This is a genomic window from Streptomyces sp. AP-93, from assembly GCF_022808175.1.
GTDB lineage: Bacteria > Actinomycetota > Actinomycetes > Streptomycetales > Streptomycetaceae > Streptomyces.
The window spans coordinates 14,737-39,623 of the sequence record NZ_JALGBX010000037.1 but is presented as its reverse complement, the minus strand read 5'-3'; the positions used below and the strand labels follow the sequence as shown (position 1 = coordinate 39,623).

Here is a 24,887-nt window from a genome sequence, read left to right as displayed (position 1 = left end):
GGAAGGAAGAGGTCATGGCACTTCTCAAGGGCAAGGGAGCGATGACCGGAGTCAACCTCATCGCGAAGGTCTACAAAAACGGCGGCACCAAGGACGGCAAGTCCCAGTACGCCGACGTCCAGATCGACGCCCGAGATCCGCGCGGTCCGGAGCAGACGAACCTGCATCTTAAGTCCGATCGGGTTCAGGGCGAGGACGGCAAGGTCCGCTACAACAACGGCGCTCCGTACTCCACCGGCCAAATGGAGGAGATCGTCAAGGCCGCGGGGCCGAACACCGAGCCGATCCTGGACAAGGGCGGCAACGAGGTCGGCACCATCTACGGCTTCAAGGGCAACGTGATGCCCGCGACGCGCGGCACCGGCCTGGTGGTCAACACCAAGTCCGTCGAGGCCTCCGAGTTCAAGGTCGACGACAAGACGCTGAACAACCAGTTCGCGTCCATGCGCACCGCCCGCGAGGCACAGGCCGCGGCCAAGGAAGCGCAGGCTCAGGCCCTGGCCCTCGGAGGCGAGCAGGAGCAGGCAGTCGAGGTCGACGAGCCGGCGGTCGGCTGAGCCCGAGGCCGAGGCCGAGGCCGAGTCAAGCCTTACCCGAAAGGCCCCTGGATGTCATTCCAGGGGCCTTTCAGCTGCACGGGACACGAGCCGGAAAGAGGAAGCCGCTCGCGAGGCCCCGGCGAAGGAAGCGTTCCAGGCGATGATGTCGGGCACGACAGCACCGGAGCCGACGCGGCTCTGGCGGCGAACTCGCAGGCCAGGCCAAGCACGCACGGCGGGCCACGCCAGAGCTATCCATCGGCGCCGGCATCAGGTGAGCCGGGATCGCGGTTCAACCCGGTGGTGCGCGAGCGTTAGCCGCAGACCGCGGAGCCGCCACTACCGGGAATGATCCCCTCCGCGGACGCGCCGAAGGCGCAGCCCTCGTTCGGCGCGGACCTGGTCAGACCTATGGGCTGAGTGATGGACAAGGTTGGCACAGCGGGGCCCAACACGGCCTCGGCCGGTGAGCGCTTCAACTACCAGTTCGAGCAGCCCCAGACGCCGGAGGGCAGCGAGCCCGAGCACGGCAGGTGAAGCGACCTGCGACCCGAGCATAGAACGAAAGGCCCCAGAGTCCACGCAGGAACCCTTTCACGCTTTCATTGAATGCCCTATCAAATGCGACTCATGATAGGATTTTGACTGATTTTCCAGTTGAACTACCAGTCCAGTCGAGAGGTCTTGCGCGGCATGTTTCAAGAGGCACAGCTCAACGAGCGCTATCGGCTCCTGTCCAAGCTCTCGGAGCCACTGAAGAAGGCCAAGCGCGACATCGTCGGCCGCGAGCACGAGACGACACAGCTGCTGGCCTCGATGAGCCGTCCCGAACTATGCAACGCGCTCCTGCTGGCCGAAGCGGGCACGGGCAAGACGGCCCTGGTCCAGGCCACGATGCTGGTAGACAAGGACCGTCTCTACCTCGAAGTGGATCCGGCGCGCATGATCTCCGAGGCGGGCACCGCCGAGAACATGGCCGCGATCCTCAAGGGCTTCTTCGACGAGGCCGAGGACTTCGTCAAGGACGAGAAGCACGAACTGGTCCTCTTCATCGACGAGTTCCACCAGGTCATTCAGCTCTCCGACGCCGCCGTCGAGGCGATCAAGCCGGTCCTCGCTACCTCGGGAACCCGCGGCATCAGGATCATCGCGGCGACGACCTACGAGGAGTTCCACAAGCACATCTCGCCGAACCAGCCGCTCGTCGAGCGCCTGCAGCGCATCAACCTCAACCCGCCGGACCAGTCGACGACCATCAAGATCCTGCAGGGCATGGCCGAACGGTACGGGGTGGCTGACGAGTTCTACGACGACCACATCTTCCGGCAGATCTACGAGTACACCCAGCGCTACATGCCGGCCAGCGCCCAGCCGCGCAAGTCAATTCTCGTGCTCGACTCAATGGTCGGCTGGACTCGCCTGACGCACCGGCCGATGGACCGAGACCTGCTCTCGGACGTGCTCATGGAGACCCTGAACGTCAACGTGGCCTTCAAGGTCGACGGCGCGAGGATCAAGAAGCAGCTGGACGAGAAGGTGTTCAGCCAGGACTGGGCAACCGGCGCGGTGGCACGTCGTCTGCAGCTGTCGGTGGCGGATCTCAACGACAAGGGAAAGCCGATGGCGAGCCTGCTGTTCACGGGCTCCACTGGTGTCGGCAAGACCGAACTCACCAAGCAGCTGGCGAAGCTGCTGTTCGGCGACGACCAGCGGCACCTGATCCGGTTCGACATGACGGAGTACGCCGAGGACTCGTCGTTCGCGGCCTTCCGCTCCGAGCTCACTAAGCGCGTATGGGACCTCTCCCACGCTGTGCTGCTTTTCGACGAGGTCGAGAAGGCCTCGGCGATGGTCACGCGCGTGCTACTGCAGGTGCTCGACGACGGCCGGCTCAACGACGACAACAACCGCGAGGTGAGCTTCCTCAACACGTACATAGTTCTGACGACGAACGCCGGCTCGGAGATCTACAAGAGCATCTCGCAGTACGCCGCCGACGACACCGGCTCGGGCAAGCAGCTGATGGAGTACGAGAAGCTCATCCGCCGCTCAATCTCCTCGACGACGGGCGACAACCGGTTCCCGCCCGAGCTGCTGGGCCGCATCGACGCAATCGTGCCTTTCCAGCCGCTGTCGCTGCCGACGCAACAGAAGATCGTGCGGAAGAAGCTGCGCCAAATGGTGCAGGAGGTGTTCGTCAAGCACAACGTGCGGGTCGACGTCGATTCGAGGGTCCTGCAGTACCTCATCGAGGACAAGGGCGACACCGATTCCGATGCTGGTGGCGCACGTGCGGCCGTGGCGAAGCTGACCGACGAGGTCACCACCGCGGTGGCGACCTTCCTCAACGAGCATCCCTCGGAGCAGCGGATTCGCATCGACGTCGTCGGCGACCTGGTCAGCGACGACAAGAACCTGCTGAGCTCCGATGCCTACGTCGAGGTCAGTGCGGTGCGATGAGTCAGTCAAGGACGGCGCGAACTGGTTGACTCACGAGTCAATAGCCCTTTCATATCCTATAGTTGCCTACTTCGACAGGACGTCGATAGGATACTCATAAACCAGGCGAACTATGTTCTCTTAGCGAAGGGATCGGCATCAATGGGTATTCTGGGAACGGCAGCGGTCCGCAGGAAGAAGGAACGGAAGAAGAAGCCCGACGAGCTTCTGGCCTCCGTGGTGAGAGAGACGGCGATCCCGGCTGCGGTCGAGCTGCTGCGGTCGAACACTCCGTTCGTCTTTCCCAGCGGTACGGCCTGGGTGATGCTCGTGCTTGCAGCCGACGAGATCGGCGGCTTGAGCAAGCGGCACGGCCGGGACGAGGCGAAGGGCTCGATCATCGAGCTCCTCGGCTCCGATCAGATCCGGACGGTGGCCACGGCGGAGATGATCGAAGAGGAGGTCTTCGGCATCATCCCCACCGGCGAGACTCTCGCGCGCATGGAGGAGTACTCGCTGCTCACCGGTGCCACCTACGCCTGGGCCGTCGTATGGCAGAAGCCCAGCGGCGATCTGCTCGTCGATCTGGTGAACGATGCGACCTTCGCGCAGGCGCGCTCTGTCGCCGCAGGCACCACGAGTCTCGAAGAGGCCCTGGGGGAGAAGGCGTGGGCGGAGCACAGCGGCCTGGTCGCCGAGGCTGGGGCCACTGGCACTGTCCCCGCGGTCCTCGGGGAGGACGAGGGGGATGTGATCTTCGACGAGATCCCCGGTGACGAGGGGGCTGACGAGGGCCTGGACGACGAGCCGCTCTTCAGCGACGTCATCGACGACGAGGGGGCGGACACACCCATGTTCGACGAGGACGACGCGGGCACCGCGCCGGTCGAGTCGGGGACGGACTACGACGGCGACGAGGTGGCCGGCTACGAGGGTTTCGACGAGACGGACGCCGGCTACGGCATCGCGGGCGACTACCAGGAGGCCGGCGACACTGTGCTGCTGGCCGATCAGGCCCAGGTGCGCGACGTCATCGCCCGCCGGTTCCTCTCCGAGGAGCTGGACCTGGATGTCCGGCTCGATGAGTTCAACGCGACCTTCGCCATCGGCGCACCGGTCGTGCAGATCGCTGTGCCCGTGGGCGCGACGGAGTGGCTCGGGGACCAGGTCGCCCAGCTCAACCGGCAGTCCAATGCGGACTTGATGCAGCTCCGTTCCGCGCACGAGGATGAGCTGCGTTCGCTCTACGTCAATCTCATGTCGGCGCACACCGAGCAGGTCATCCGCAATGTGGCCACTGACCGCGAGGGTTCCCGGTACAAGCTGCTGAAGGACGCCGCCGAGACCGAGCACCAGCAGCGGCAGACGGAGAAGGACGAGAAGATCCGGTCCCGCCGGGCGGAGATCGCCAAGGACTATGAGTCGCAGGCCTCCAAGGTGGCCCAGCAGGCGGCGCTCTCGGCGGAGCTGCAGTACAAGGAGCGCAACCGCTCGAGGATGGAGCGCGAGCAGATCGACTCCGTCGCCGAGATCGAGCGGGACATCGAGGATACCCACGCGTACAACCAGCAGGAGATCCTGCGGGTCCGGCGGTCGGACGCGACGCTGAAGATGCAGACCGGGCAGACGCGGATCTTCGAGGTGCTGGCCGAGCGGCAGTCGGAGTACCTGGCGGCCGAGGAAGAGCGCCTGAACCAGTGGAAGTCCGAGATCCAGCGGATCGTCGACGACAACCGCAAGGCCGACATCGCCCAGTCTGAGGCGCTGGCCAGCCACCTGCGGACGACGGACGAGATAGGCGTCCTACGCCGGGAGCAGCAGGACCTCCTGGAGTCGGTGCGCGCTGAGCACGCAGACCGGGTCCGCCGGATGGAGGATGAGCTCGAACGCAACCGCAAGGACGCCATCACGCAGATGACGGCTCGGGACGCCGAGTGGCAGCACAACCTCGACCTGGAGAAGGAGAAGACCAACTCTCAGGTGGCGCGGGTCACCGACCTGCTCGAGCAGCTGTCGGCGGTCGAGGATTCAGTGGTCAAGCGGTACGCGGCGCGCCTGACGGAGATGCAGGCCGACAAGGAGTCCTACGCCAACGAGCTGGCGCGGGCCTCCGAGATGCAGAGCCGCTCGAACAAGATCCTTGTCGTCATGATCGTCACGCTCTCGCTCCTGATGGGCGTGGCCGGCTTCATCGTCGGGGTGATCTTGACCCGTTGAGCGATCCGGTCATGACCGACGGGGTGATCTGACGGCGCATGGGGCGCGTTCCCCATGCGCCGTCGTCGTCTGCGCAGGCGGGCGCGCTGGACAGCAGGAAAGCAGAACGGGCGAAGCTCGAGAGTAAGGGATCACGATGGCCACGAACAGGCGGAAGGCGGCACGGCCGGAGGCGAGCAGCTGGGACAAGATCTCAGCTCGGTCGCCTGGCGAGACGCTGACGAACCGAGACGTCTACGACAACCAGCAGCTGGACCGTAGCGAGTTCTTGACCCTGAGGTCGACCAGACCGGGCATGACCGTCGCGGTGATTACTGGCGTGCTGGTGACGATCGTCGTCTGGGTCTTCTACTCGCTCATCGCCACGGCGGTGCTCTCGGTGGGCGCGTCCGTGGGTTCGGATGTGCCCGGCAGCAACACCGGCATGCCGAGCGCGTACTACGTCCAGGACATCACGACGGGTGCGGGCGGCTCGGTCGTGAAGTGTTACCGGCCCCTGACCAATGACGGCAACCCGGACGTGAAGGCGAAGTGTTACCCCAACGCTGAGGCTGTTCCTCTCCCCAGTTGGTACACCGCGGCGAAGGACGGCAAGCCCAGCGCCGAGAAGCCGGCTGAGCCCAAGAAGAGCACGACGGCTGTCGGCGAGCAGCTGGCCGACGTCTCAGGATTCAAGCTCTTCATCACGCTCGGCTCGGGCCTGATGGTCGCCCTCATCATCGGCACGTGGTTCTCGCGGAAGGTCGCCGCGGCGAACCTGATGAACGCCACGAGCGACATCAATCAGTACCAGAACGACCAGCACATCGCCTTGCCGGAAGAGATCCAGCAGAACTACGACTGGTTCCCGGACGCCGGTGCTCACTCGAGCGTGCAGGTCAGCTCGATGCTCAGCCACATGATGCTCAGGAATAAGGGCCTGGGCACCGTCAAGGTCGTCCAGCGCGCCAAGAAGGACGTCATCGATGAGAAGGGGAACCTCGTCTACTACGCCGACGAGGTCATAGATGACGACGAGGGCAATCCGCTGACGCGGACCCTGCCGATCATCGACGAAGACTTCGGCGACGAGCTGTTCGAGGCATCGGGGCTCCCTATGGACAAGGGGCTGCGTCAGAAGTACGACACCACGCTGATCCCGTACAACCCTGACGGCAAGAACCGGGACAAGCTTGGTTTCGGGTCGGACAAGCACAAGACCGTCGCTGACCTGATCAAGGAAGACTGGACGTTCCCGGCGTACGAGGTCCAGCGCCCGGCCGGGGCGTACGTGGTCGATACGGCGCCGGTGAACACCATGGTGCTGGCCATCACCCGGGCCGGTAAGGGCCAGACCTACATCGAGCCGGTCATCGACATGTGGTCGCGGGAGAGGAAGCCTTCGAACATGGTCATCAACGACCCCAAGGGCGAGTTGCTGGTGAAGAACTACGTGCCCCTGGTCACGCGCGGGTTCGAGCCGGTGCAGTTCAATCTGATCAACTCCATGAAGACCGACATCTACAACCCGCTGGGGCTGGCGGCCGACGCGGCGCGTGAGGGCAACTTCACCAAGTGCGCGCTGTACGTGGAGAACATCGCCGGGATCTTCTTTCCGCTCGACGGCGGCGAGGACCCGGTCTGGCCCAATGCCGCCAACAACGCCTTCAAGCGCGCGGCCTACGGACTCATCGACTTCTATCTTGAGGAGGAGCGGGAGCTGCGCAGCGCTGCAGCCGTGCTGAATATGGACCCTGCGCTGGTGGAGCAGAAGCTCGATGACCTCTGGGGCAAGGTCACGCTCTACAACTGCTACCAGTTCTTCGTACAGATGAGCTCGAAGAAGATCAAGAACCCTGAGGCCGAGCTGGAGAAGCGGGTCAAGGCCGGCGAGTTCGAGAACAACGAGGACGCCCTGGCCGAGGAGCAAGAGAAAGCGGCGGCCCAGGCCTTCATGTGGGAGGGCAAGGCCGATCAGGACATGCTCAGCCTGTACTTCAACGCGAGCGAGGAGCTGCCCCGCAACAACATGCGCACGTTGGTGGGCAACGCCCACAACGCGCTGCGCTCGATGGCCGGGGCGGAGAAGATGCTGGCCTCGGTATACGGCATCGCGATCACCGCAATGTCGTTCTTCACCGACCCCACGATCTCGACGCTGACCTCGGGCAAGCCCTCGCAGAACACCGATTTGGCCGGCCTGAGCTTCCCGCGCCGCCTCGGCGTGCGCTTCGCGCCGAACTACGTCAAGCGCGACCACCTCGTCGGTCAGCAGGCCGTATGGTCGGCCTACGCGGACCAGATGTTCACCAAGAGCCTCGGCGAGGACTTCACGCACGAGGAGATCGTCGGCCGCGAGGGCTGGGCGCGGTACAACTTCAAGGGCAAGTTCCCTGACGACGAGGCCTGGCTCAAACTGGAGCTGGTCAACCCGCAGACGAAGATGTTGGTGCGCACCTTCTACTTCAGCTTCACGAAGAACTACCAGGTCTCGCTCAACGGCCGGCACTACGTGGTCGAGCCCGTGACGGGCAAGAAGATCGTGAAGAACGGCGTGATACGTGAGCTCAAGCCGGTGCGCGAGGGCGGCACCCGGGACGGGAAGACCCTCTCCTTCCAGCCCGGGGACACGCTCTACCCGGACACACAGCTCGACTTCTCCGGCGGCGGCAACCCGGAGAAGGTCTCATACCAGGCACGGGCGATCACGCAGACGCTGTCGCGCTACTCGGAGTCCCCGAAGGCACTGTTCCTGGTGACTCCGCCTCACCTGATGAAGTACGCAAAGCTGATCTTGATCCTGGTCAAGCAGCTGTTCGACGTGAGCGCCGACCAGGCGTACATGACGAAGTCGAACCAGAAGCCGCTCTACCGCACGCGGTTCATGCTCGACGAGCTCGGCAACCTGCAGTCGGAGGGCAAGGGCATCGACGGTTTCGAGACGATGCTCTCCATCGGCCTGGGCCAGGAGCAGCAGTTCACGCTCATCCTGCAGACCCTGCAGCAGCTGCGCGACGTCTATGGTGAGTCGGTCGACAAGATCGTGCAGGGCAACACCTCGAACATCGTGTTCCTGAAGTCCACGGACGACTCGATGATCGAAACGCTGGAGAAGATGAGCGGCAAGACGCACCGGTCATACAGGGACAGCAAGCAGATCAGCCAGGATCTCGACAAGATCATCGGCGGCAAGACCGAGGGCCGGGTCTCCTACACGATGAACACCAAGGAAGAGCCGCTGATCAGCTACAACGACATGGCATTCCTCGCGCCGCGCAACTCGATCGTCTTCCGGGCCGGCGACGCGCCGATCTGGAACCGCAACCAGACGATCCTGCCGATGTCGTTCCGGCTGCTGGGGAACACGATCAAGCACCCGGGGCACACGTACTCGCTGCAGACGATCCCGACGCTGTCCAGTGCCATGGACTTCGACGTGCGTATGAACCAGCCGGACTTCGTGAAGATGCTGGAGAAGCGCATGCGGCAGGCAGTCAAGGCCGCGGACGCAAAGGCGCAGTACAAGGAGATCTACGGTTACCGGGAGGTCGACATCGAGCGCCTGGACCCGGATGTCTACGCCGACGAGGTCATGGAGGTCATCACCACGATGACCACGGTCGACGAGGGCCAAGACCCCAATGCCCCGGTGGTCGTCGACCCCGACGAGTACGAGGGGATGAGCATGTTCGACGAGGACCAGTTCATCGAGAACGTGGAGGTCGGGGTTGCGGTCGCCGAGAGTCAGGCGGTCAGCGTCGAGCGGCAGCGCCTGCTCTACGCCGAAGGGACGATCAGCAAGGAGATGCTGGTCAACCCCGACGGCTCGGCGAAGGTCAAGAGCCTGGACATCGAGATCGGTGAGGCCTACAAGTCGGCACAGACCGAGTTGGAACAGGATCGCGAACACTTCTCGGTCGGCGGCGACGGCGAGCTGCGCAGCGCCGATGGGTCCCAGACGTACATCAGCCAGATTCGTTCGGACGCGTACGCCAATGCGGCCCGCCGGATCAACGGCCATGTGAACGACGGGGTCTCGCGGGTGTTCGCCGAGGAGGACGTCACCGAGGAGGATCTGAAGTCGCTGGCGACGGTGAAGGTCCACTCGGCCTTCTACCAGTACCTGGCTTCGCTGCCGAGCTGGGAGGTGCTGGCCGACGGCCGGTTTGACCGGGCCATGGCCATCGAGATGAACTCAAAGTAGCCGGCGCGCACTTGGGGGCCGGACAAAGATCACGACCAGTGCCGAGGCCATCTCTCGACTAAGAGAGACAGCCTCGGCACTGGCTTTTCCAATAGTCTCCCACCCCCTTTAAATAGGCGAGGTAGGCTCTATGCAACCCGGAGCATCCACAGGAGGCTGATTGACTATGAAGAAGGCACACGGACTGCGCAGGTACTTCTACGAGTACGTCTACTACAAGGCAGTCGCGCAGGCCCGGGAGCAGACCGGACAGGTCATTCCGATCTCCCAGGCCAAGGCGATCCGCGCCCGGGTCGACGAGATCCTCGGCCAGCGGGGCACCGCACTGGCCGACCCGCGGCTGGGCGTCACGGACTGCCTCTCCGCCATCGACCAGGCGTTCGCGGAGAAGGTGTCCGACTACGAGCCGCAGTTCGGTGACCATTCCCCGCAGAACGAGCGCTACCAGCAGTCGCAGCGGGAGTTCACCCGCGTCACCGGCGTCGGCGCCCAGGTCGACCCGAAGTCGGCTCGGCTGCCGATCAGCCCCTACGACCCCGACTGGTCCGAACGCGCGACCGTGAAGCGCGCCGGGACTGCGCTGGTGTACCTGCCGGACGAGACGATCGGACGCGTGGCCGGCGGCGAGGTGGAGACCCTGGCCGATCCGCGGCGCGGAAACATGGTCCTCTGGCGTACCGACGACGATGGCAAGCCGTTCGAGGCAGGCCGCGCGATGACGAACGACGACGCCGCTGGTCTCACCGCGCTGATGGACAAGATGAGCCAGCAGGAGTACGACCAGGTGCGCGAGTGGGTCATCGACGGCGGCCGGGACCCGCAGACGAACCGCGTCGACCGCAACCGCTTCATGTCCCAGCGCGCCGTGGCGCGCTCGGCAGCACTGCTCGAGGAGCTGAAGGCCCAGGGCGTGTCCTACGAGGTGATGCGCGACCGCGAGCCAGGCCAGATCAAGGCGAAGATCGCCGGGACCGGCATGGAGATCCGCCTCACCGACACACGTCAGGAGGAGTACGCCGGAGCTCGGATCTACGACAACGGCACCGTGCTGCGCTACTCGACGAACTACCGGGTCCCCGGCGGCATGGCCGTCTACTCCCCCTCGTCGGCGGAAGCTGTCCAGCTACTGCGCTTCGCCCAGGGCCATCGCGTCGAGCGCATGGATTTGCCGGGGCACGCCGCCGGCGAGACCGGCACGACGCACCAGGAGCGCGACCGTGGCCGCACAGTGGTGGATGTGCCCGACAGCTACCACGTCGACCGCGAGTCGATGTTCGTGGTCGGCGACTACGTGGCCCCCGGTGAGTCCGGCCCCCGGCCCGGCTCGAAGGTGATGCTGCGCCGAGACGCGAAGAACCGCTCACTACCGCTCTTCTTCATCGACGCTGAGCCAGCCGAGGCCTATGCGAAGACCGCCGTCGAGAGCGCTCGGGAGAACCTACAGGCAGCCCTTGGCGTCGAGGATCTCATCGGTCGTGCACAGGTGGAACTGGAGCGAACCAGCGGACAGTTGGACGCGATCGAACCGCCGGATTACTCGGCTGACTCTGAGGTCGCTGCGATCCAGCGCTCGTACTGGGACGTGCTCACCGGAGCGCACAGCGAACTGCTGCGCCCAGGTGCGACCGAAGAGATGTACCAGGAACGGCTGGAGGAGATCGGCGAGCTGCAGGCCGACGAGGCGCCAGAGATGGGCAACCTCGTCTACGCCGGCACTGCCATCGAGAAGGTCCGACAGCACGCCGAGGACGTTCCCTTCGAACTCATCGGGACCTGGGAGGCGGGGCCCCACGACATCGACGGCGAGTGGGTCGATCAGCGCTTCAACCCGGAACGGGTGGCGCGCTACATGACCAGCCCCACCGGGCAGTGGTCCAACCTCGACAACCTCGCCTCAGCGCTTCGGCGTTGCGGGATCTCCCCAGACGAGATAATGGGCTCGACCTTCCAGACGACCCGGTTCAAGGACCGGCTCGTCCGCTTCAACGCCGCGCGCTCCCTGTCGATCGCCGATCACGAATCTGCGCTCATGCGGCGCATCGGGGTCACCGTGCGTGAAAGCATCGAGCGCAACGCGGCGACGGTCTCCGAGATCCTGGTGGACGAGCAGGGCGTCATCCGCTGGAGCGGCGAAAAGCTGCGCCGTGACGGCAAGAGGGCTCCGATCTCGGGTGAGATCGGCCAGGTCTTCGATGTCGGCGAGTACGGCGAGATCACCACCGCCTTCGCCAGCAGGCAGAACGCCCTAATCGTGCCGGGCTACGAGGCCACGATCACGGCCCAGACTCCGGGCGAGGCTCCGACCTCGGTCGAGGAACGCACGCGCCTGCGCGGCTACGAACAGCTCATGCACGAGCGCATCCAGTACCAGATCGCCGGCGACCTCATCGCCGGGCGCAGCGAGACCGGCGAGCCCTCCTCGCTCAACGCGGTCTACTCGCAGCTGTACGGCACGAAGCACCCGATCGACTTCATCGAGCGCGCCACCACGTACCAGCTCGACGAGTCCACCGGCGAGATCAAGGAACACCTGGAGAAGTGGACGGCCGCGATCTTGCAGACCGAGGCGCGCCGTGTGCGCTACTCCAACGAGATCAAGACCGGCTCGACGATCTACGCCGAGTACCGGGACCAGCGCGACCGAACTGACCCGGCTGACGACAACCGCTTCGACGCCTGGCGGCTCACCGGCGGACGGAACATGACGGTGCTCACCGGCAAAGACAGGAATAACGTCGGTGCGCCCAGCGGCTACTTCGACCCGGTGATGACCGGAGGCGCGACCAACCAGGGCATCGTGCGATACCTGACCACTCAGGCCCAAGTCGACGCCGACGGCCGGATCGTGCCGGGTGACGAGAGCGTGGCCGGACAGCGTGCGCCGCTCATGGCTCTCCCCGAGCTCGAGACGCTGCGATACGACCCGTTCGACCGCCAGCAGATGACGGCCTCTACGATCATGCAGTCTTCTGAGGTCACCGCGCCGGCGAAGACGGCGCTGATGACCTTCGGCGGCTGGACAGCTGACGACCCGATCGTGGTGTCAAAGGAGTTCGCCGAGCGCCACCGCATCCGCGGGGCTGGCGGCCAGGAGCGAGATCTCGTCGTGGGCGACAAGATCTCGGATCTGCACGGCAACAAGGGTGTGATCTCGCTGATCGTCGACCGGGACACGCCACTGCAGGACGCGCAGGAGCAGGATGTCGTCGAAGAAGTCAACTGGTTCCGGGCCAACCCGGGCCTGGACGTGGTGATGAGCCCGTTCAGCCTGATCTCCCGGCGCAACGCGGGCTCGGCGCGCGAGCTGATGAGCGGGAATGTCTCCGACCTGCGCTCCCCCAACGGAGAACTGCGGCCGAGTGCCCTGGGCGAGATGCGCTTCGTGGTCACCCATATGGCCGTCGACGAGAAGACGAAGATCTACGACGACGAGCAGGTGCGTGCCGGCAAGGGCCGTAAGGCCTCCTCGCAGCTGGCCTGGGCGCTGCAGTCTCAGGACTGCCCGTCGATCATGCGCGAGTTCTACGGCCACAACAGCGGAGCCGAATCGACCCTGCGCGAGTATCTGCTGGTGACCGGCATGGACGTGGAGGCTGACGGCACACTGCGGGTGGTCGGCCAGGCCGAGGGCGTCGACGAGCGCCCCGAGCGCCGGCTCATCCCGATGCCCGAGCTGCTGCGCACTCAGCCGCGCAAGGAGGGCCAGTTCCCGGGACTCAACACCACGGCGATGCGCAAATCCTTCGGCCATCTCATCGGCGACCGCGGCGGCGACATGGAGATCCCGTTCCCGCTCACGTATCCGACCGGTGAGCAGACCGAGACGATGAGCGCGAGCTCGTGGAAGCTGCCGGTGATGTCCTCGCATCTGCGCAGTGGCCAGGATTTCGAGGACGGATCCTCCGTCACGCACGACCACACCCGCAGCTACCAGGACGTCTTCGTCCAGGCCTGCCGCTACCGCTACATGGCCGAGCAGCTGGGCAGCCAGCGTCTGCCCGCGGAGAAGCGCGCCGAGGTGCGCCGCGGCATGAGCGAGTCGGTCTCGCGCGCTCAGCGCGCCTTCGAGGCGATCACGACCGACGTGCAGAACCGGGTGCTGACAGGCAAGAACAACATCTTCAAAACCGGGCTGATGGCCTCGCGGCTCACCGACTCGGCGACGATGGTGTGGACCTCAGACCCCCGGCTGGACGTCGACCAGGTTGCGCTCAGCTCGGTCAAGGCCGAACAGCTGGGGCTGGCCGAGGGCGATCACGCGCTGGTGTGGCGTGACCCGGTGCTCCGTGACGCCGGCGTGCGCTACATGCGGGTCGCGATCGACGACCGGCTCACCGGTGCCGCGATCAACCCGGTGATGGACGCCTGCTTCGACGGCGACTTCGACGGCGACGCCGTCGCCGTGGTGAAGCTGCACAGCGATGCTGCCAAAGCTGAGGCCCTGGCGAAGCTCTCGGTGCCGGCCAACCTGTTGGACACCGGAGTGGTCAAGGGCGATGGTTCACACCCGCTGGCCATGCAGGTGTCGCTGGACACCCAGGTCGCGCTCTTCAAGGATGCTGGGCTGAACGAGGAGTTGGAGAGTTCGCGGAGCGAGGCGAACCGGCTCCGGCTGCAGGTGCTCACCGGCGCACAGTCGCCGGGGGACATTGAGGTCGCCCAGCAGGTCGTGACGGAGGAGCTGAGCGGGCTGTACCGCCAGGCGCAACGTGGCGAGTTCGGTGCGGCGCTGATGTTCTCGCATCGCGAGGCGCACTTGCAGAGCGTGCGCGAGGTCTGTGTCGAGACCGGTGCCAAGGGGAGCGAGAAGAAGCTCACCGACTACGCCCGGAACCTGGGCGATGCGCAGGGCACGCCCGGCATCACGCAGGCCGACCAGGAAGCCTCAATGTTCGCCACGGCGATCAAGGCCCACGGCACCGGCCTGGGAGGCTCGTTCAGCCAGCGCGCCGTGCGCGCGCTGCGCGGCGAGGACCTCAAGGCCGTCCTGGAGGTCACCTACCCGGTGACCCAATCGATCCTGCAGGCCAAGCACGACGCCGCTGAGGCCCGGCACAAGTACGCGATGCTCCAGGGCCCCGGCCGCGATCTCTGGAGGGGCCGCAGCATCGAGCACGTCGGCCCGGGCCAGTGGCGCACGGCATTCCTCGACGGTGAGCCTGTCCAGGCCACGACTGAGGAGTGGGAGAAGCAGTTCATTGAGTTCTACGAGTCCAAGGAGGGCTTCGGAGTCACGGTCAACCCGGACTATGTGGCCCGCGTGGCACGTGCGCTGGAGGACCCGAAGACCGGTCTCATCCGCAACTTGGAAGAAGATGCGTCGCTGCGGGGCACCGTGATGGACCGGATGGCCTATGGTGGCGCGTTCGCCGATCTGGTCGAGGCAGCCAAGAACCGCGAGAGCGTCTACGACGGCGAGAAGAACGAGCAGTTTGCGTCCTCGGGGACTCGGAAGGCTCGGGCGGAAATGTCCCGGCAGCTCGATCAGCTGGGAGCCGCCGAGACGCACAGCCTGGACAACGCCGTGATCGCTGTCGACGACTCGGTTGTCAAGCGCGACGTGATCTCTCAGGACGCGGAGACCTCGCGTACCCGCGGCTCGCATCGCCGCTCTGCGCATGCCGTGCGCGTAGGCAAGTCGCGTCCGGTTTACACGCCGAGCATCGAGATCGATCAGCCGCAGGGCAACGACGACGACTACGGGATGGGGTATTGAGATGGCACAGCACAAGGAACTGGGAACGGGCCCCGCGGGCCGTCGGCGCGCGACCAAGGTGCTTCCGGTTGACGACGAGGTGATCGACGACCCGGGACCGGAGGACGCAGACGGTGGGCGCGCCTGGCGTGAGCGGCTCCGGGACCGTGCCCGCGGGTTCTTCGGTGAGAAGACCCGGAAGCGGATGGCTGACCGTGAGCGTGTGTACCGGATCGACGTCGACCGGGCCGATGACGAGAGCGAGGGCCTGGACCAGCGCGAGCAGCTGCTCAAGCTCCGGGCGGAGACGCGGCTTGCCGGTGAGAAGTACATGGCCTCGCTGCGGGACTCGAAGCTGCTGGTGCCCGGCTTCAACGACGAGGAACGGACGCAGGATCTCGGCGTCATGCACCACGTCTACATGCAGATGATGATGCAGTCGTGTCTCAAGCCGCTCTCGCGCGGAGTGAATGGCAACTCGATCATCCAGGCGGTTGGCATGGTGATGACGATGCGGATGCTCGCCCCGGATTTCAAGCAGGAGATGGACAGCTACCTCCAGCCTCTCCAGGACAAGATCCAGGAACGCATCGACACCAGGACCCGCAGCATGTTCGCCTCTGCCGAGAGTGGCATCGTGCACCGGCAGAGGATCTTCAAGGACGTGCCGAGCGATGCCCGGCGCGAGCGCCTCATCGGCGGCACGGATCCGCTTGACCACCTGACGAAGAAGTGGCTCAAGCGCTTCGACGCCATGCAGCACCGTGAGCGCGGCCACCGGGAGATGTTCACTCCAGACTCGGCAGCCATGACCGAGGTCGCGCTCATGGAGAACGCCTTCTGGAAGATGCGTGAGCCGGGCGCGGACGCTGGCCTGATCCGCGATAGCTACCGGGCGATGCGTAAGCGGCTGCACCAGCAGATGCGTGAAGACGGCCTGGAGCGCCAGGAGGTCGTCCAGCGCGCGCGAGTGATCATCGGCGAACGGATGGAATGCGAGCCCGAGCTGCGCACGATGTTCAACGGCGTGGCCCACGGCCGGATCGTCAAGGCACCTGCACACGGGGAGCGGATCGCGGGCTCGGACTGTGTCCGCACGGTTTGGAGCGGGGAGTTCGACGACCAGCTGGGCCAGCGTCTACCCGAGGACGGGATGTTCACTTTGCGCCGGCCGATGGACGCGGACGCCCACCAGATCCAGCTCGCCGAGACAATGAAGACCTCGCTGCTCGACGCGCTGGGCCGCGGCGACCAAGAGGGCCACGGGGGCAACATGCTCGGCTACCTGGTCGGCTTCGCGGCGCAGAAGCAGGGCCTGGACACCAGCGGGCTGCCCGACATGCTCCAGCACCGCCTGGACCAGTCCGAGGTGATGATCGCAAGCATGGATATCGACGGCCTGCCCCCCGAGGAGCAGCAGCGGGTCTACTCCAACGCTTACGTCGACGCGATGGAGGCAGCGAACGAGAAGTACCCGGATCTTGAGGCCGAGCTGAAGCGGAGCCTCGGAGAGAACTGGCAGCAGACGCTGCAGGCCGCGGTCGACGACCCGGGTGCCTTCTTCAAGGAGCAGCGGCGCAAGCCGCGGTCGCGTCCTACGGGTCCGTCGGCCGCACAGGAGGCCGGACCGCAGGCTGAGGCCGATTCCGAGGACTACCAGCCCGCCTGAGGGCGATCCGAGAACACGAACAAGGAGCGGGAGGAAGGGTCATGAGCCAGGAACGGAATGAGAGACAGCAGGTCAGGTTCGGATCTCGTTTCGCGCGGATGTTCGGCTACGTCACGCCGGAGGATCGGAGCCGATGGGAGCAGCAGCGGGCGCAGAACAAGCCGAACGTCAATGCGATCAAGCAGGGTGCGAAGTCGTCACTGGGCTCGATGATGGAGTTCGGGGAGCGCAACATCGGCGCGAAGCTCGACGCGGCCCACCGCGTGGCGGCGCAGCGGCGGTTCGAAGAGTCCCACAACAAGGTCGTGAACCAGCGCCGCGATCCGAACACGCGAAACATCATCGAGTCGGTCGACTACGAGCCCAAGGACGACCGAGAGGAGATCGAGGCAGACCTAGAGGTCTAGGCGATGTCTCGTGGATCACCGCCGCATTGTCCAGAGCATGGTTGCCGCGAGCACTACGGCTGCTTCGTAGTGTGTCGCGAGTTTGTCGGTGCGCATGGCGATCCCTCGCCACTGTTTCATCCGGCCAATACACCGCTCAACGGTGTTGCGGATCTTGTAGCCATCTCGGTCAAACGCAGGTGGGCGGCCACCGTTCCTTCCCCGGCGCTTCCGATTGGCCGCCTGGTCGGACGGTTCGGGGATGAGTGCCTTGATCCCGCGCTTGCGCAGGTATTGGCGGATAGCGCGAGAGGAGTAGGCGCGGTCGGCGCTGACCTGCCTCGGTCGCGTCCGCGGCCGGCCGGCTCCGGTGCGGGGCACCCGGATGCGGGCGATGACGGCCTCGAAGAAGAGGGAGTCGTGCCGATGTCCGGCCGAGATGAGGATGGCCAGCGGGCGGCAGCGGCCGTCGGCTGCCAGGTGGATCTTTGTAGTCAGCCCGCCGCGCGATCGCCCCAAACCGTGGTCAGCAGGTTCGTTGGTCGTCTCTGGATGAATACGTGCACCCGCTGCGTGCTGGTGGGCGCGCACGACGGTGGAGTCGACGCTGACCAGCCAGTCGATCTCACCGGCCGAGTCAGCCTGCGCCTGGAGTTCTCTCAGGAGGGAGTTCCAGGTGCCGTCGCGTGCCCAGCGGCGGAACCTGTTGTAGACGGTCTGCCAGGGGCCGAATCGCGCGGGCAGGTCCCGCCACGGGGCACCTGTGCGGTACTTCCAGGCAACGGCGTCGATCATCATCCGGTGATCGACCCATCGGCCGCCCCGCGTGCGACCGCGTGGAAGCAGGTCCTTGATCTGCTCCCACGCCGCATCCCTCAGCCCACTGTGCCGTTCCATGCCTGGACAACGACGGCGCGTGTCCCGCAGGCCCGGCAATGTGTCGTGAGGTCAGGTCGTGTATTGGAGGTCAAAGACCTGGTAGAGGGCATCGCCGTTGTCGGGGTAATCGATCTCCAGCAACAGGGTGTGGCGCCCCACGCTTCGGACAGGCAGGTTGAGGCTGAACTCGAACGGACTCGGGGCGATCAGACCCTCCGGTACTTCACCGTTGGCCTCCCAGTACGGGGCGGCGGAGCAGGTGCGCGAGTAGAGCGGGTTGAACAGATCGAAGCTACGACGGCTCAGGGACTGGCCGGAGTCCCAGTCCGCCTTGGTGATGAAGACTCGTACACGCCGGATCTTCACCTGCCTGTCGAACGTCAGCGAGAACGGGATCGCCTGACCACTCTGGACGGCCATGGCCTTCCAGGGGTTGCCAGACTCGTCCTGGATGCCGTCGAGCTTTGAGGCAAAGGGGTTGCCAGCACTGGCGATGCGCCCGTCCACCGGCGGCTGTCCGTTGACCATGTCACTGGGGATGTCGCGGTCCGATTGGCCGCTGGCCTGCTCCTCGATGAACTTGCCGGCACTGACCTCTGCCCGGAACTCCGGGAGGTAGATCATCTGACGGGACTTCGGGGTGACGGAAAGACCGCTGGTAGGGGGCACGACAGACGGGAAGTCAAACCCGAAGCTCTTGAGTCCTTCACTGGTGTCTACGTCCGGTTCCACTGTGTCTCCTTCGTGGGCATAGATCGTGCTTAGTACCGCTTCAGGCGGATCCGGCGGAGATCCCGACGAGATCCGGTGCGTACATCTGACTGCACCTACCAACGACACTGGCGGCATGTTCACGCTCAGCGCATGGTCTTCACTCGTACAAGTGAAGACCGCCCGGATTGCCTGCGCGCATGGGGTTGGCCAGCTAGGGGGCGAGCCGTTGGACTATCACTCGGCGGGGCGCACCGGCTCCTGAAATGCCCATGCGGCATCGCCACTGATCCACGAGACACGGCCTAGTCAGATGAGTCGAGATAAGCATCACGAGTGCACTCAATAAGACGGTCCAGACTTATAGACTCATGACTATCTTCGGTAGACTGGTTTCTCAGCGATACGGCGGCATGACCGACGATAGGACAGGGTCCAGGCATGGAGACGACGAATCCGCGTGTCAGCAAGCGCGAGTTCATCTCGCGGGTCGCGACGCGCAGCGAGCTGCCGATCCGGGTGGTAAGCAAGGTGTACGAGTCGTTGCTTGGTGAACTCACCGGGGCGGTCAGCTGCGGAGAGACGGTCGTGCTGACAAGCTTCGGTCGCTTCTACCGACAGGACCATAAGGGTCACAAGGTGCGCTTCGGCAAGAGCGACGTCGACGACTACGTGGTTCTGAAGTTCTCCGCATCGAGCAGCTTCAACCGCCGGCTGGGGGAGAACGAGGACGACATCTCACCGGAGTCCTACGGGGCGATCGAGGATGCCGACGAGTTCGAGAACGTCACTGAGGATCGTGAGCTACGGGCCGCATCGTAGACAACGAGAAGCCAGCAAAAAAGAGAACCCCCGTGATGCACACAGGCATCGCGGGGGTTCTCTCAATGACGGGACGGGCCCAACCGCGAGGCTCAGCCGTCGGCGATGGCGAAGATCAGCACGAGCACGATGACCGGGACGATGAGCGCGCCGGCCTCTACGAGGTATAGGTCGCTCGAACTGGCGGTCAGGCTCGTTCATGGATGGCGATGGATGGCCGGTCGCGACTTCAGAAGTTCCCCTCGTCGACCTGCAGGCAGGCGATGCCGAGCGAGCGCCACAGGGCCACAACTCGGTCACGGTCGTCCAGGGCCAGGAGGATGTCGTAGGCGTCACGAATGTGGGCGTTGAACAGCTCGTGCTTGACGGCGTGGTCCGGGCGCATGTCTCCCTGCCCACGCATCAGCAGCAGAGCATCGTCAGCCCACTCCCCCAGGTGCTGGCCCAGCCAGTCCCGGGTCGCAGCTCGGACGCTGTACCCCCGGTCGTCACGCTCGGGCCGACCAGAGCAGAAGATGATCTGGTGGCCAGCGTCGCGCAGCGCGTTCACCGTATCGATGATCGGCGGGTTGGGTAGATCCCAGACCACCAGGCGGTATTCGCGATGGCCCCGCAGCAGCGTGCCGTCGGACAGCACATGCTTGGCGACCGTTCCGTCGATGTCGACGATGACGGCCCGGGGTCTGCGCGACGTCCCGGTGGTCGTGCCTGGGTTCATGATCGACGTCTCCCTCCTTGCCAGTTTCAGTTAGCCCCAGGGCGGGAGCCAGGGAACTTGCGTGCTACGCCGACCAGGAGCGGCACGATGGTGTTGAACAGGCCGGCTGCCTGCTGCGCTCCATGCGACCGAGAGGCGAGGGTGACGGGGTCTTTCGGCAAGCTCCCGAATTCTCCGCACTCCGGGCACGTCCATGTCCAGCCGACGACTGGGGCATGGATGAGCCGGCCGTCCTGGACGACCCAGTCGAAACGAGCGGCCAGGCTGTGCTCGTCGGAGGCGACGAGGTCGGCGTCGAACAGCTCATTGGGCACGATGAGTTCAGGCATCGGTGGGCTCCTCTCAGCTGGTAGCTGTTCCCGGCAGCGCCGGGGCATCGAATAACGAGGCTTCGATGGATGGTCCGGCACCGGTCAGGCGGACGACCTCCAGGACGTGGGCCTCGATGTCGGCGCGGGCCTGGGCGACCACCTGCTCGCTGGCCTCCACCAGCGAGTCGACGGCGAACTGGGCGTTGCTGCCCACATGGGCGACGGCGTTCTCGAGCGCGCGGAGCGCTTCCTTGGTGGCACTCACGCCCTTCTTCGCGTGGATCGCCTCGTGCAGCGCAGCCGTGGCCTCCTTGACGCGGGCGTACATCCGGTCGGTGACCTCCCGGACCTCCCGAAGGTTCTCGGCGGTACGGGGCTGATGCGGGATCTCGGACACGAAGGGCTCGTGCTCGGTACGCCGAATGGTTACCGGCACGCCGCTGCCGAGGCCCATGGAGGACACGAGTGAGCCCCACTGGCTGAGGCTCATCTCGATCTCCACGAGCACCCGACGCGGATGGACCGAGTCGTGGTTGAGGTCACGCCCGCGTGTGGCCTCGTGAACGGAGAGCGAGACGGTCTCGTTGTGGAGCAGGTCGGACTGGAACAACGAACGGCCTGTCCCGTGCCTGCGCGTCACGACCGCAACGCCAAAGGCGGGGTGGACTTCATCGCCGAGCGCCGTGCCGATCACGGGGTCCTGAACCGGACGGGAGCTCATGCCGGCACCGCCTCAGGCCTCTCAACCTGCTGGGCCCGGTGCTCTCGGTAGAGCCTCAGGGCCAGGTCGATGCGTGGGGAGCATCCTGGAATTCGTGAACTCGACGGCCAAAGCTGGCCGTTACGTGCGCCGTCTCGTGGGTTCCGACAGATCAGTGCCTCAGAAATCGCGAACTGACGAAGCATGGCCATCAATCGCTCTCCTTCGCGGTGTTGCGTGGCTGGGGGGCGTCGGGCTGATGTGGGCAACTGGACGCAGCGTCTTCGAGTCCCAGAGCCTGGCGGGCGAGCGCAAGCAGGCTGTCCAGGTCCGGGCCAGCTGCCGGGCGGATGGGCCGCTTACGCAGCACGGGCACGTCCAGATCGATGCCCAGCAGTTGGCCGGGGTGCTCCGGGTCCGCCTTCACGCAGTACGAGCGGGGTGTGATCCACCAGGCGTCGAATGCCTCTGCGGGACGTCCGGCACGCGGTCCATGGTCTGCTTCGGCGACCCCGGATAGGCCCGATGACGCGGGCGTGGCCCGGTAGCGTGTGGTGTCTCCCGACAACATCGGACAGGCGCGCACGCTGTACGCGAGGCATTCCGGGTGCATGCCAGGCTCGACGGTGTACCCGGCGTGTACATCAGCAGGCCGCACCGCGAGACAGATCCGTTCATCGAAGCTCTGCCCGCAGACCTGGCAGCGCCGTTCGGTCAGTGCCCGGTCGCGCCGGTCTTTGTCGAGCGCTCCAAACAGGTACCGGCCGCCAGCGTGCAGCGTAATCCACGGGACTACCAGGTTGCCCAGAGTCGGACGGCCCGCGCACCGTATCGGCACCGGCGGCTGCGCGATCACTCGTTCTCCTCTTCGTTCACCTCGCCGGTCCCTTCGTTGGCGTACTTGGCGAGGAAGCTGTCGACGAGCGGATCGATGGCGTGTTCCTCGGCAAACTCCTCGCGGTACTCGCGGGGATCGCGGCCTCCGGGGTGGTTGCGTACCTTGCTCCGATGGTGTCGGCGATCCATTCGAGGGTGTCCGCACCGGGCCAGTCCGGCGAGGTGCCAAGGCCGAGCGCGATCGCGTCGACTACGTCGGTGTCGGTGAGGGGCGTCTGGTTCCCGCTGCCGTTCGCACGCGAGAGCGGCAACTCGTAGTCCGGGATGAAGCCCATGGCCACCAGCACGCTCTCGGGCAACTTGTAGGCGTTCCAGATCGCGCTGGTCGCATCCGTGGGGCTGTCACCGTTGGCGAGTCCGCCTGAGATGTAGATCCTGTAGTCGGCGATGGTGAAGAAGGTCGTCTCTCGAGAGTCGAGGGCGCCTTCGAGGTTGCCGATGATGGCGAGACCGGCGCGCCGGGCGTACTCGATGAGTACTGCACCATCCTCGCCGACGAGCTCGAACTTGCCGTTAAGGCCCGTCAGCAGCTCCTCCAGCTCGATCTGGGGGTCGTCGAAGTTGAAGAGTGAGGGATCCTCGATCTGCTCAAGCAGCCGGCGGCCGCGGTCGAAGTTCGGTGGCTCGGCACGTTCGGCGGGGAAGGCGATGGTGGCGATGATCATGCTTGCGCCCATGGTGATCTGCTCCTTCAGTGCGGGTGGTTCAGCAGGTCGGGCGTGTCGGGGTGGTCAGTGCTTCTGGCGCCGGCGCGCGAGACGCCAGCGGTAGAGGGGACTCGGCACGCGGTTGGATTTCCGCCGGTTGTGCCGACGGCAGAGCAACTGGCCGTTCCACAGTTCAGTCGGCCCGCCACGGCTCCAGGGATATATGTGATCGGCCTCGGTCCCCGCTGTCGGGCACCGGAACCAGAGAGGCGGCTTGTGCTCGCACTGGCCGTTGGCCTGGCGGATGAGCTGCTGCTTCTGGGACCAGGTGAAAAGCCGGGTGGGGTCCCGCCAGCGCCGCTTACGGCCAACGCCGATGGCGAGGCACAGGATGCCGAGCGCAGCGACGGCCAGGCAGACGAGCAGCACAGTCGGATCTGGCGGCATGGCGTTCAATGCGGGTCATTGCCGAAGGAGATCAGCTCACGCCTGGTCGCCCAGAACAGGTCCTTGGCGTCGATGACCGTGACGAGACGGGCCGTGCCGAGGCAAGGGTTGGCCCTTCGGGGCTCACGATGCTCCGCGTCAGGGTCGGGCTCGGAGACGATGCGGTTCTTGAGCATGGTCGAAGGCTGCTTTCTGTACAGGAACGCGTGAGCCGGACGGCGAACCGCCTAGGAGACCGGAGTGGCTCCTCGGCGGTTCGGATGGGGGCGTCCTCAGAAGTCGATGGAGTACTTCGGGAGACGGCGCAGGGTCACCGCGGCGGCACGAAGGTCCTTCTCGTCGTTGGGCGACCTGTCGTCCTCGTCACGAAGGTCGGTAAGCGTGAAGGCGCCATCCGGGAGCTGGTAGCCGTCCTCGGACGGGACGGCGTCGCACATGCGGAACTGCAACCCGGTACCGGTGTCCCAGTCGTTGATGGTCTGCAGGCTGTCGCCGTTGAACAGGTCGACACGGCCATCGAAGACGTCCTGGTCGCCGTTCTTCCAGGTGATGTGGGCCTCAATCCGCGAGCCGGCCTGCTCGCTGCGCTTGATGTTCAGGTCACCGATCACCTCCGCGAACGACTCGCCCAGGCGCAGCTCGAAGGCGATTGCCCGCAGGTGGTCGAAGTTGATGTCGAACTTCCGGGAGAAGTCGACGATCTCGGCCACCTGCTTCTCGGCCACCCCGGGTACCTGGTCGCGCAGGTAGGCGGCCACTGTCTCGGGCTCGGGGTAGGCAAAGCGCATGTGGTAGTGGAAGCGACCGGGTCGGTTGAGCATGTAGTCGTTGACGCGGTGCAGCTCGTTGACCGACAGGACGTAGAGGCGCTTCGTCGTGCTCAGCCCGTCGAACAGGCTCAGGAACTGGTTCTGCGACTCGTCGTCCTCGTTGGAGAAGATCTTTTCGAACTCGTCGAAGACGATGACAACTTCGCCCAGCTCGTCGAGGAACGCGGCCAGCCCCGGCGTGTTGTGCTGCACCAGCACGGTGGGCAGGTGGTGTTCCTCGCGCATACGCTCGGCGAGCAGGCGGAGCATGAGGCTCTTGCCCATGCCCTTGTCGCCGGAGAGGATGACGCCGAGCGAGCGGTCCATGGCGGAGTAGCCGGTGACGATCCGCTGTACACGGGAGGCGTGGCTGCCGTAGACGGTCTCTTCGGCGGATGTCAACGACTCCGTCTGGCGCAGGCTGTAGCCGGCCACCTGAGAGAAGGAGATCGCGTAGGTGGCCACGGGCAGATCGGCGAAGGTCTGCACGGAGTCTCCGTAGAGGCGGAACTCCCCGCCTGAGGAGACAATCGTGGATGCGGGCATGGAGATTTCTCGCTTTCGCGGGGGCAAGTGGGTGGAGAGGACAGCGGTGCTCAACGGAGCGGAACCCGCTCTTGTCCAGGGGGAATGAGGCCCCTGGGAGTTGCGCAGCTCGGCAAAGCTGCCTTGGTGGGCGCCGAGTATGACGTCGACGAAGGTCTGGGAGTAGCGGAACGGACCGCCCGGCGTGAGCGTGTACATTCCGCTGGAGAAGAAGCCGCGCCGACCTGGACCATGCCTTGGTCGTCGAGGTGTGCCGACAGACTGAGTTGTAC

At 65.2% G+C, this 24,887-nt stretch carries 18 protein-coding genes; 8 read left to right on the top strand and 10 right to left on the bottom strand.

All coding sequences use genetic code 11. The annotated features are described in order from the left end of the window. The first annotated feature begins 14 nt into the window (after positions 1-14). The 7 genes from MTF69_RS39000 (at position 15) to MTF69_RS38970 (ending at position 17,149) form a co-directional block, all read left to right on the top strand. Positions 15-557 carry a hypothetical protein gene (locus tag MTF69_RS39000; RefSeq protein WP_243341442.1) on the top strand — a complete coding sequence of 181 codons (543 nt, stop codon included), beginning with the start codon at positions 15-17 and terminating at the stop codon, positions 555-557. Between the two features lie 675 nt (positions 558-1,232). Next, positions 1,233-2,999: an AAA family ATPase gene (locus tag MTF69_RS38995; protein ID WP_243341441.1), complete on the top strand. Its 1,767-nt coding sequence runs from the start codon at positions 1,233-1,235 to the stop codon at positions 2,997-2,999. 141 nt (positions 3,000-3,140) lie between these two features. Next, on the top strand, positions 3,141-5,195 hold the full coding sequence (locus MTF69_RS38990; RefSeq protein ID WP_243341440.1) for a hypothetical protein: 2,055 nt from the start codon (positions 3,141-3,143) through the stop codon (positions 5,193-5,195). Positions 5,196-5,331: 136 nt separating this feature from the next. Then, entirely contained in the window at positions 5,332-9,378 is a 4,047-nt protein-coding gene (locus tag MTF69_RS38985) for a type IV secretory system conjugative DNA transfer family protein (protein ID WP_243341439.1), read from the top strand. Between the two features lie 166 nt (positions 9,379-9,544). Then, entirely contained in the window at positions 9,545-15,094 is a 5,550-nt protein-coding gene (locus tag MTF69_RS38980) for a hypothetical protein (protein WP_243341438.1), read from the top strand. 1 nt (position 15,095) lies between these two features. Next, a complete protein-coding gene (locus MTF69_RS38975; protein ID WP_243341437.1) occupies positions 15,096-16,742 on the top strand; it encodes a hypothetical protein in 1,647 nt (548 codons plus the stop codon). Between the two features lie 41 nt (positions 16,743-16,783). Further along, positions 16,784-17,149, top strand: coding sequence for a hypothetical protein (locus MTF69_RS38970; RefSeq protein WP_243341436.1), 366 nt, complete (start codon positions 16,784-16,786; stop codon positions 17,147-17,149). A 15-nt stretch (positions 17,150-17,164) separates the two neighbouring features. On the opposite strand, the gene MTF69_RS38965 is transcribed toward MTF69_RS38970, so the two are convergent. Together MTF69_RS38965 and MTF69_RS38960 are read right to left on the bottom strand one after the other, a co-directional pair. Next, positions 17,165-18,025, bottom strand: a complete 861-nt coding sequence (locus MTF69_RS38965) for an IS5 family transposase (RefSeq protein WP_243341435.1) — start codon at positions 18,023-18,025, stop codon at positions 17,165-17,167. Positions 18,026-18,076: 51 nt separating this feature from the next. Beyond that, positions 18,077-18,739, bottom strand: a complete 663-nt coding sequence (locus MTF69_RS38960; protein WP_243341434.1) for a lytic polysaccharide monooxygenase — start codon at positions 18,737-18,739, stop codon at positions 18,077-18,079. A 420-nt stretch (positions 18,740-19,159) separates the two neighbouring features. Here MTF69_RS38960 and MTF69_RS38955 point away from each other — a divergent pair, with 420 nt between their 5' ends. Then, a complete protein-coding gene (locus tag MTF69_RS38955; protein WP_243341433.1) occupies positions 19,160-19,540 on the top strand; it encodes an HU family DNA-binding protein in 381 nt (126 codons plus the stop codon). 229 nt (positions 19,541-19,769) lie between these two features. Here MTF69_RS38955 and MTF69_RS38950 read toward each other — a convergent pair whose 3' ends face one another. The 8 genes from MTF69_RS38950 to MTF69_RS38915 form a co-directional block, all read right to left on the bottom strand. Further along, positions 19,770-20,258, bottom strand: coding sequence for a hypothetical protein (locus tag MTF69_RS38950; RefSeq protein WP_243341432.1), 489 nt, complete (start codon positions 20,256-20,258; stop codon positions 19,770-19,772). A 26-nt stretch (positions 20,259-20,284) separates the two neighbouring features. Then, positions 20,285-20,587, bottom strand: coding sequence for a hypothetical protein (locus MTF69_RS38945; RefSeq protein ID WP_243341431.1), 303 nt, complete (start codon positions 20,585-20,587; stop codon positions 20,285-20,287). Between the two features lie 13 nt (positions 20,588-20,600). Continuing rightward, a complete protein-coding gene (locus MTF69_RS38940) occupies positions 20,601-21,290 on the bottom strand; it encodes a hypothetical protein (protein WP_243341430.1) in 690 nt (229 codons plus the stop codon). A gap of 190 nt (positions 21,291-21,480) precedes the next feature. Further along, positions 21,481-22,125 (bottom strand): cell envelope biogenesis protein OmpA, encoded by a 645-nt coding sequence (locus tag MTF69_RS38935; protein ID WP_243341429.1) that lies wholly within the window; start codon positions 22,123-22,125, stop codon positions 21,481-21,483. Positions 22,126-22,141: 16 nt separating this feature from the next. Beyond that, entirely contained in the window at positions 22,142-22,843 is a 702-nt protein-coding gene (locus MTF69_RS38930) for a hypothetical protein (protein WP_243341428.1), read from the bottom strand. Between the two features lie 54 nt (positions 22,844-22,897). Continuing rightward, a complete protein-coding gene (locus MTF69_RS38925) occupies positions 22,898-23,260 on the bottom strand; it encodes an HNH endonuclease (RefSeq protein ID WP_243341471.1) in 363 nt (120 codons plus the stop codon). A 5-nt stretch (positions 23,261-23,265) separates the two neighbouring features. Next, positions 23,266-23,436 carry a hypothetical protein gene (locus MTF69_RS38920; RefSeq protein WP_243341426.1) on the bottom strand — a complete coding sequence of 57 codons (171 nt, stop codon included), beginning with the start codon at positions 23,434-23,436 and terminating at the stop codon, positions 23,266-23,268. A 96-nt stretch (positions 23,437-23,532) separates the two neighbouring features. Continuing rightward, entirely contained in the window at positions 23,533-24,615 is a 1,083-nt protein-coding gene (locus MTF69_RS38915) for an AAA family ATPase (protein ID WP_243341425.1), read from the bottom strand. Positions 24,616-24,887 lie beyond the last annotated feature (272 nt).

Coding starts and splice junctions, on each gene's coding strand:
- MTF69_RS39000 (WP_243341442.1), top strand. CDS start 15: ATGGCACTTCTCAAGGGCAAGGGAGCGATGACCGGAGTCAACCTCATC.
- MTF69_RS38995 (WP_243341441.1), top strand. CDS start 1,233: ATGTTTCAAGAGGCACAGCTCAACGAGCGCTATCGGCTCCTGTCCAAG.
- MTF69_RS38990 (WP_243341440.1), top strand. CDS start 3,141: ATGGGTATTCTGGGAACGGCAGCGGTCCGCAGGAAGAAGGAACGGAAG.
- MTF69_RS38985 (WP_243341439.1), top strand. CDS start 5,332: ATGGCCACGAACAGGCGGAAGGCGGCACGGCCGGAGGCGAGCAGCTGG.
- MTF69_RS38980 (WP_243341438.1), top strand. CDS start 9,545: ATGAAGAAGGCACACGGACTGCGCAGGTACTTCTACGAGTACGTCTAC.
- MTF69_RS38975 (WP_243341437.1), top strand. CDS start 15,096: ATGGCACAGCACAAGGAACTGGGAACGGGCCCCGCGGGCCGTCGGCGC.
- MTF69_RS38970 (WP_243341436.1), top strand. CDS start 16,784: ATGAGCCAGGAACGGAATGAGAGACAGCAGGTCAGGTTCGGATCTCGT.
- MTF69_RS38965 (WP_243341435.1), bottom strand. CDS start 18,025: ATGGAACGGCACAGTGGGCTGAGGGATGCGGCGTGGGAGCAGATCAAG.
- MTF69_RS38955 (WP_243341433.1), top strand. CDS start 19,160: ATGGAGACGACGAATCCGCGTGTCAGCAAGCGCGAGTTCATCTCGCGG.
- MTF69_RS38950 (WP_243341432.1), bottom strand. CDS start 20,258: ATGAACCCAGGCACGACCACCGGGACGTCGCGCAGACCCCGGGCCGTC.
- MTF69_RS38945 (WP_243341431.1), bottom strand. CDS start 20,587: ATGCCTGAACTCATCGTGCCCAATGAGCTGTTCGACGCCGACCTCGTC.
- MTF69_RS38940 (WP_243341430.1), bottom strand. CDS start 21,290: ATGAGCTCCCGTCCGGTTCAGGACCCCGTGATCGGCACGGCGCTCGGC.
- MTF69_RS38930 (WP_243341428.1), bottom strand. CDS start 22,843: ATGGGCGCAAGCATGATCATCGCCACCATCGCCTTCCCCGCCGAACGT.
- MTF69_RS38925 (WP_243341471.1), bottom strand. CDS start 23,260: ATGCCGCCAGATCCGACTGTGCTGCTCGTCTGCCTGGCCGTCGCTGCG.
- MTF69_RS38920 (WP_243341426.1), bottom strand. CDS start 23,436: ATGCTCAAGAACCGCATCGTCTCCGAGCCCGACCCTGACGCGGAGCAT.
- MTF69_RS38915 (WP_243341425.1), bottom strand. CDS start 24,615: ATGCCCGCATCCACGATTGTCTCCTCAGGCGGGGAGTTCCGCCTCTAC.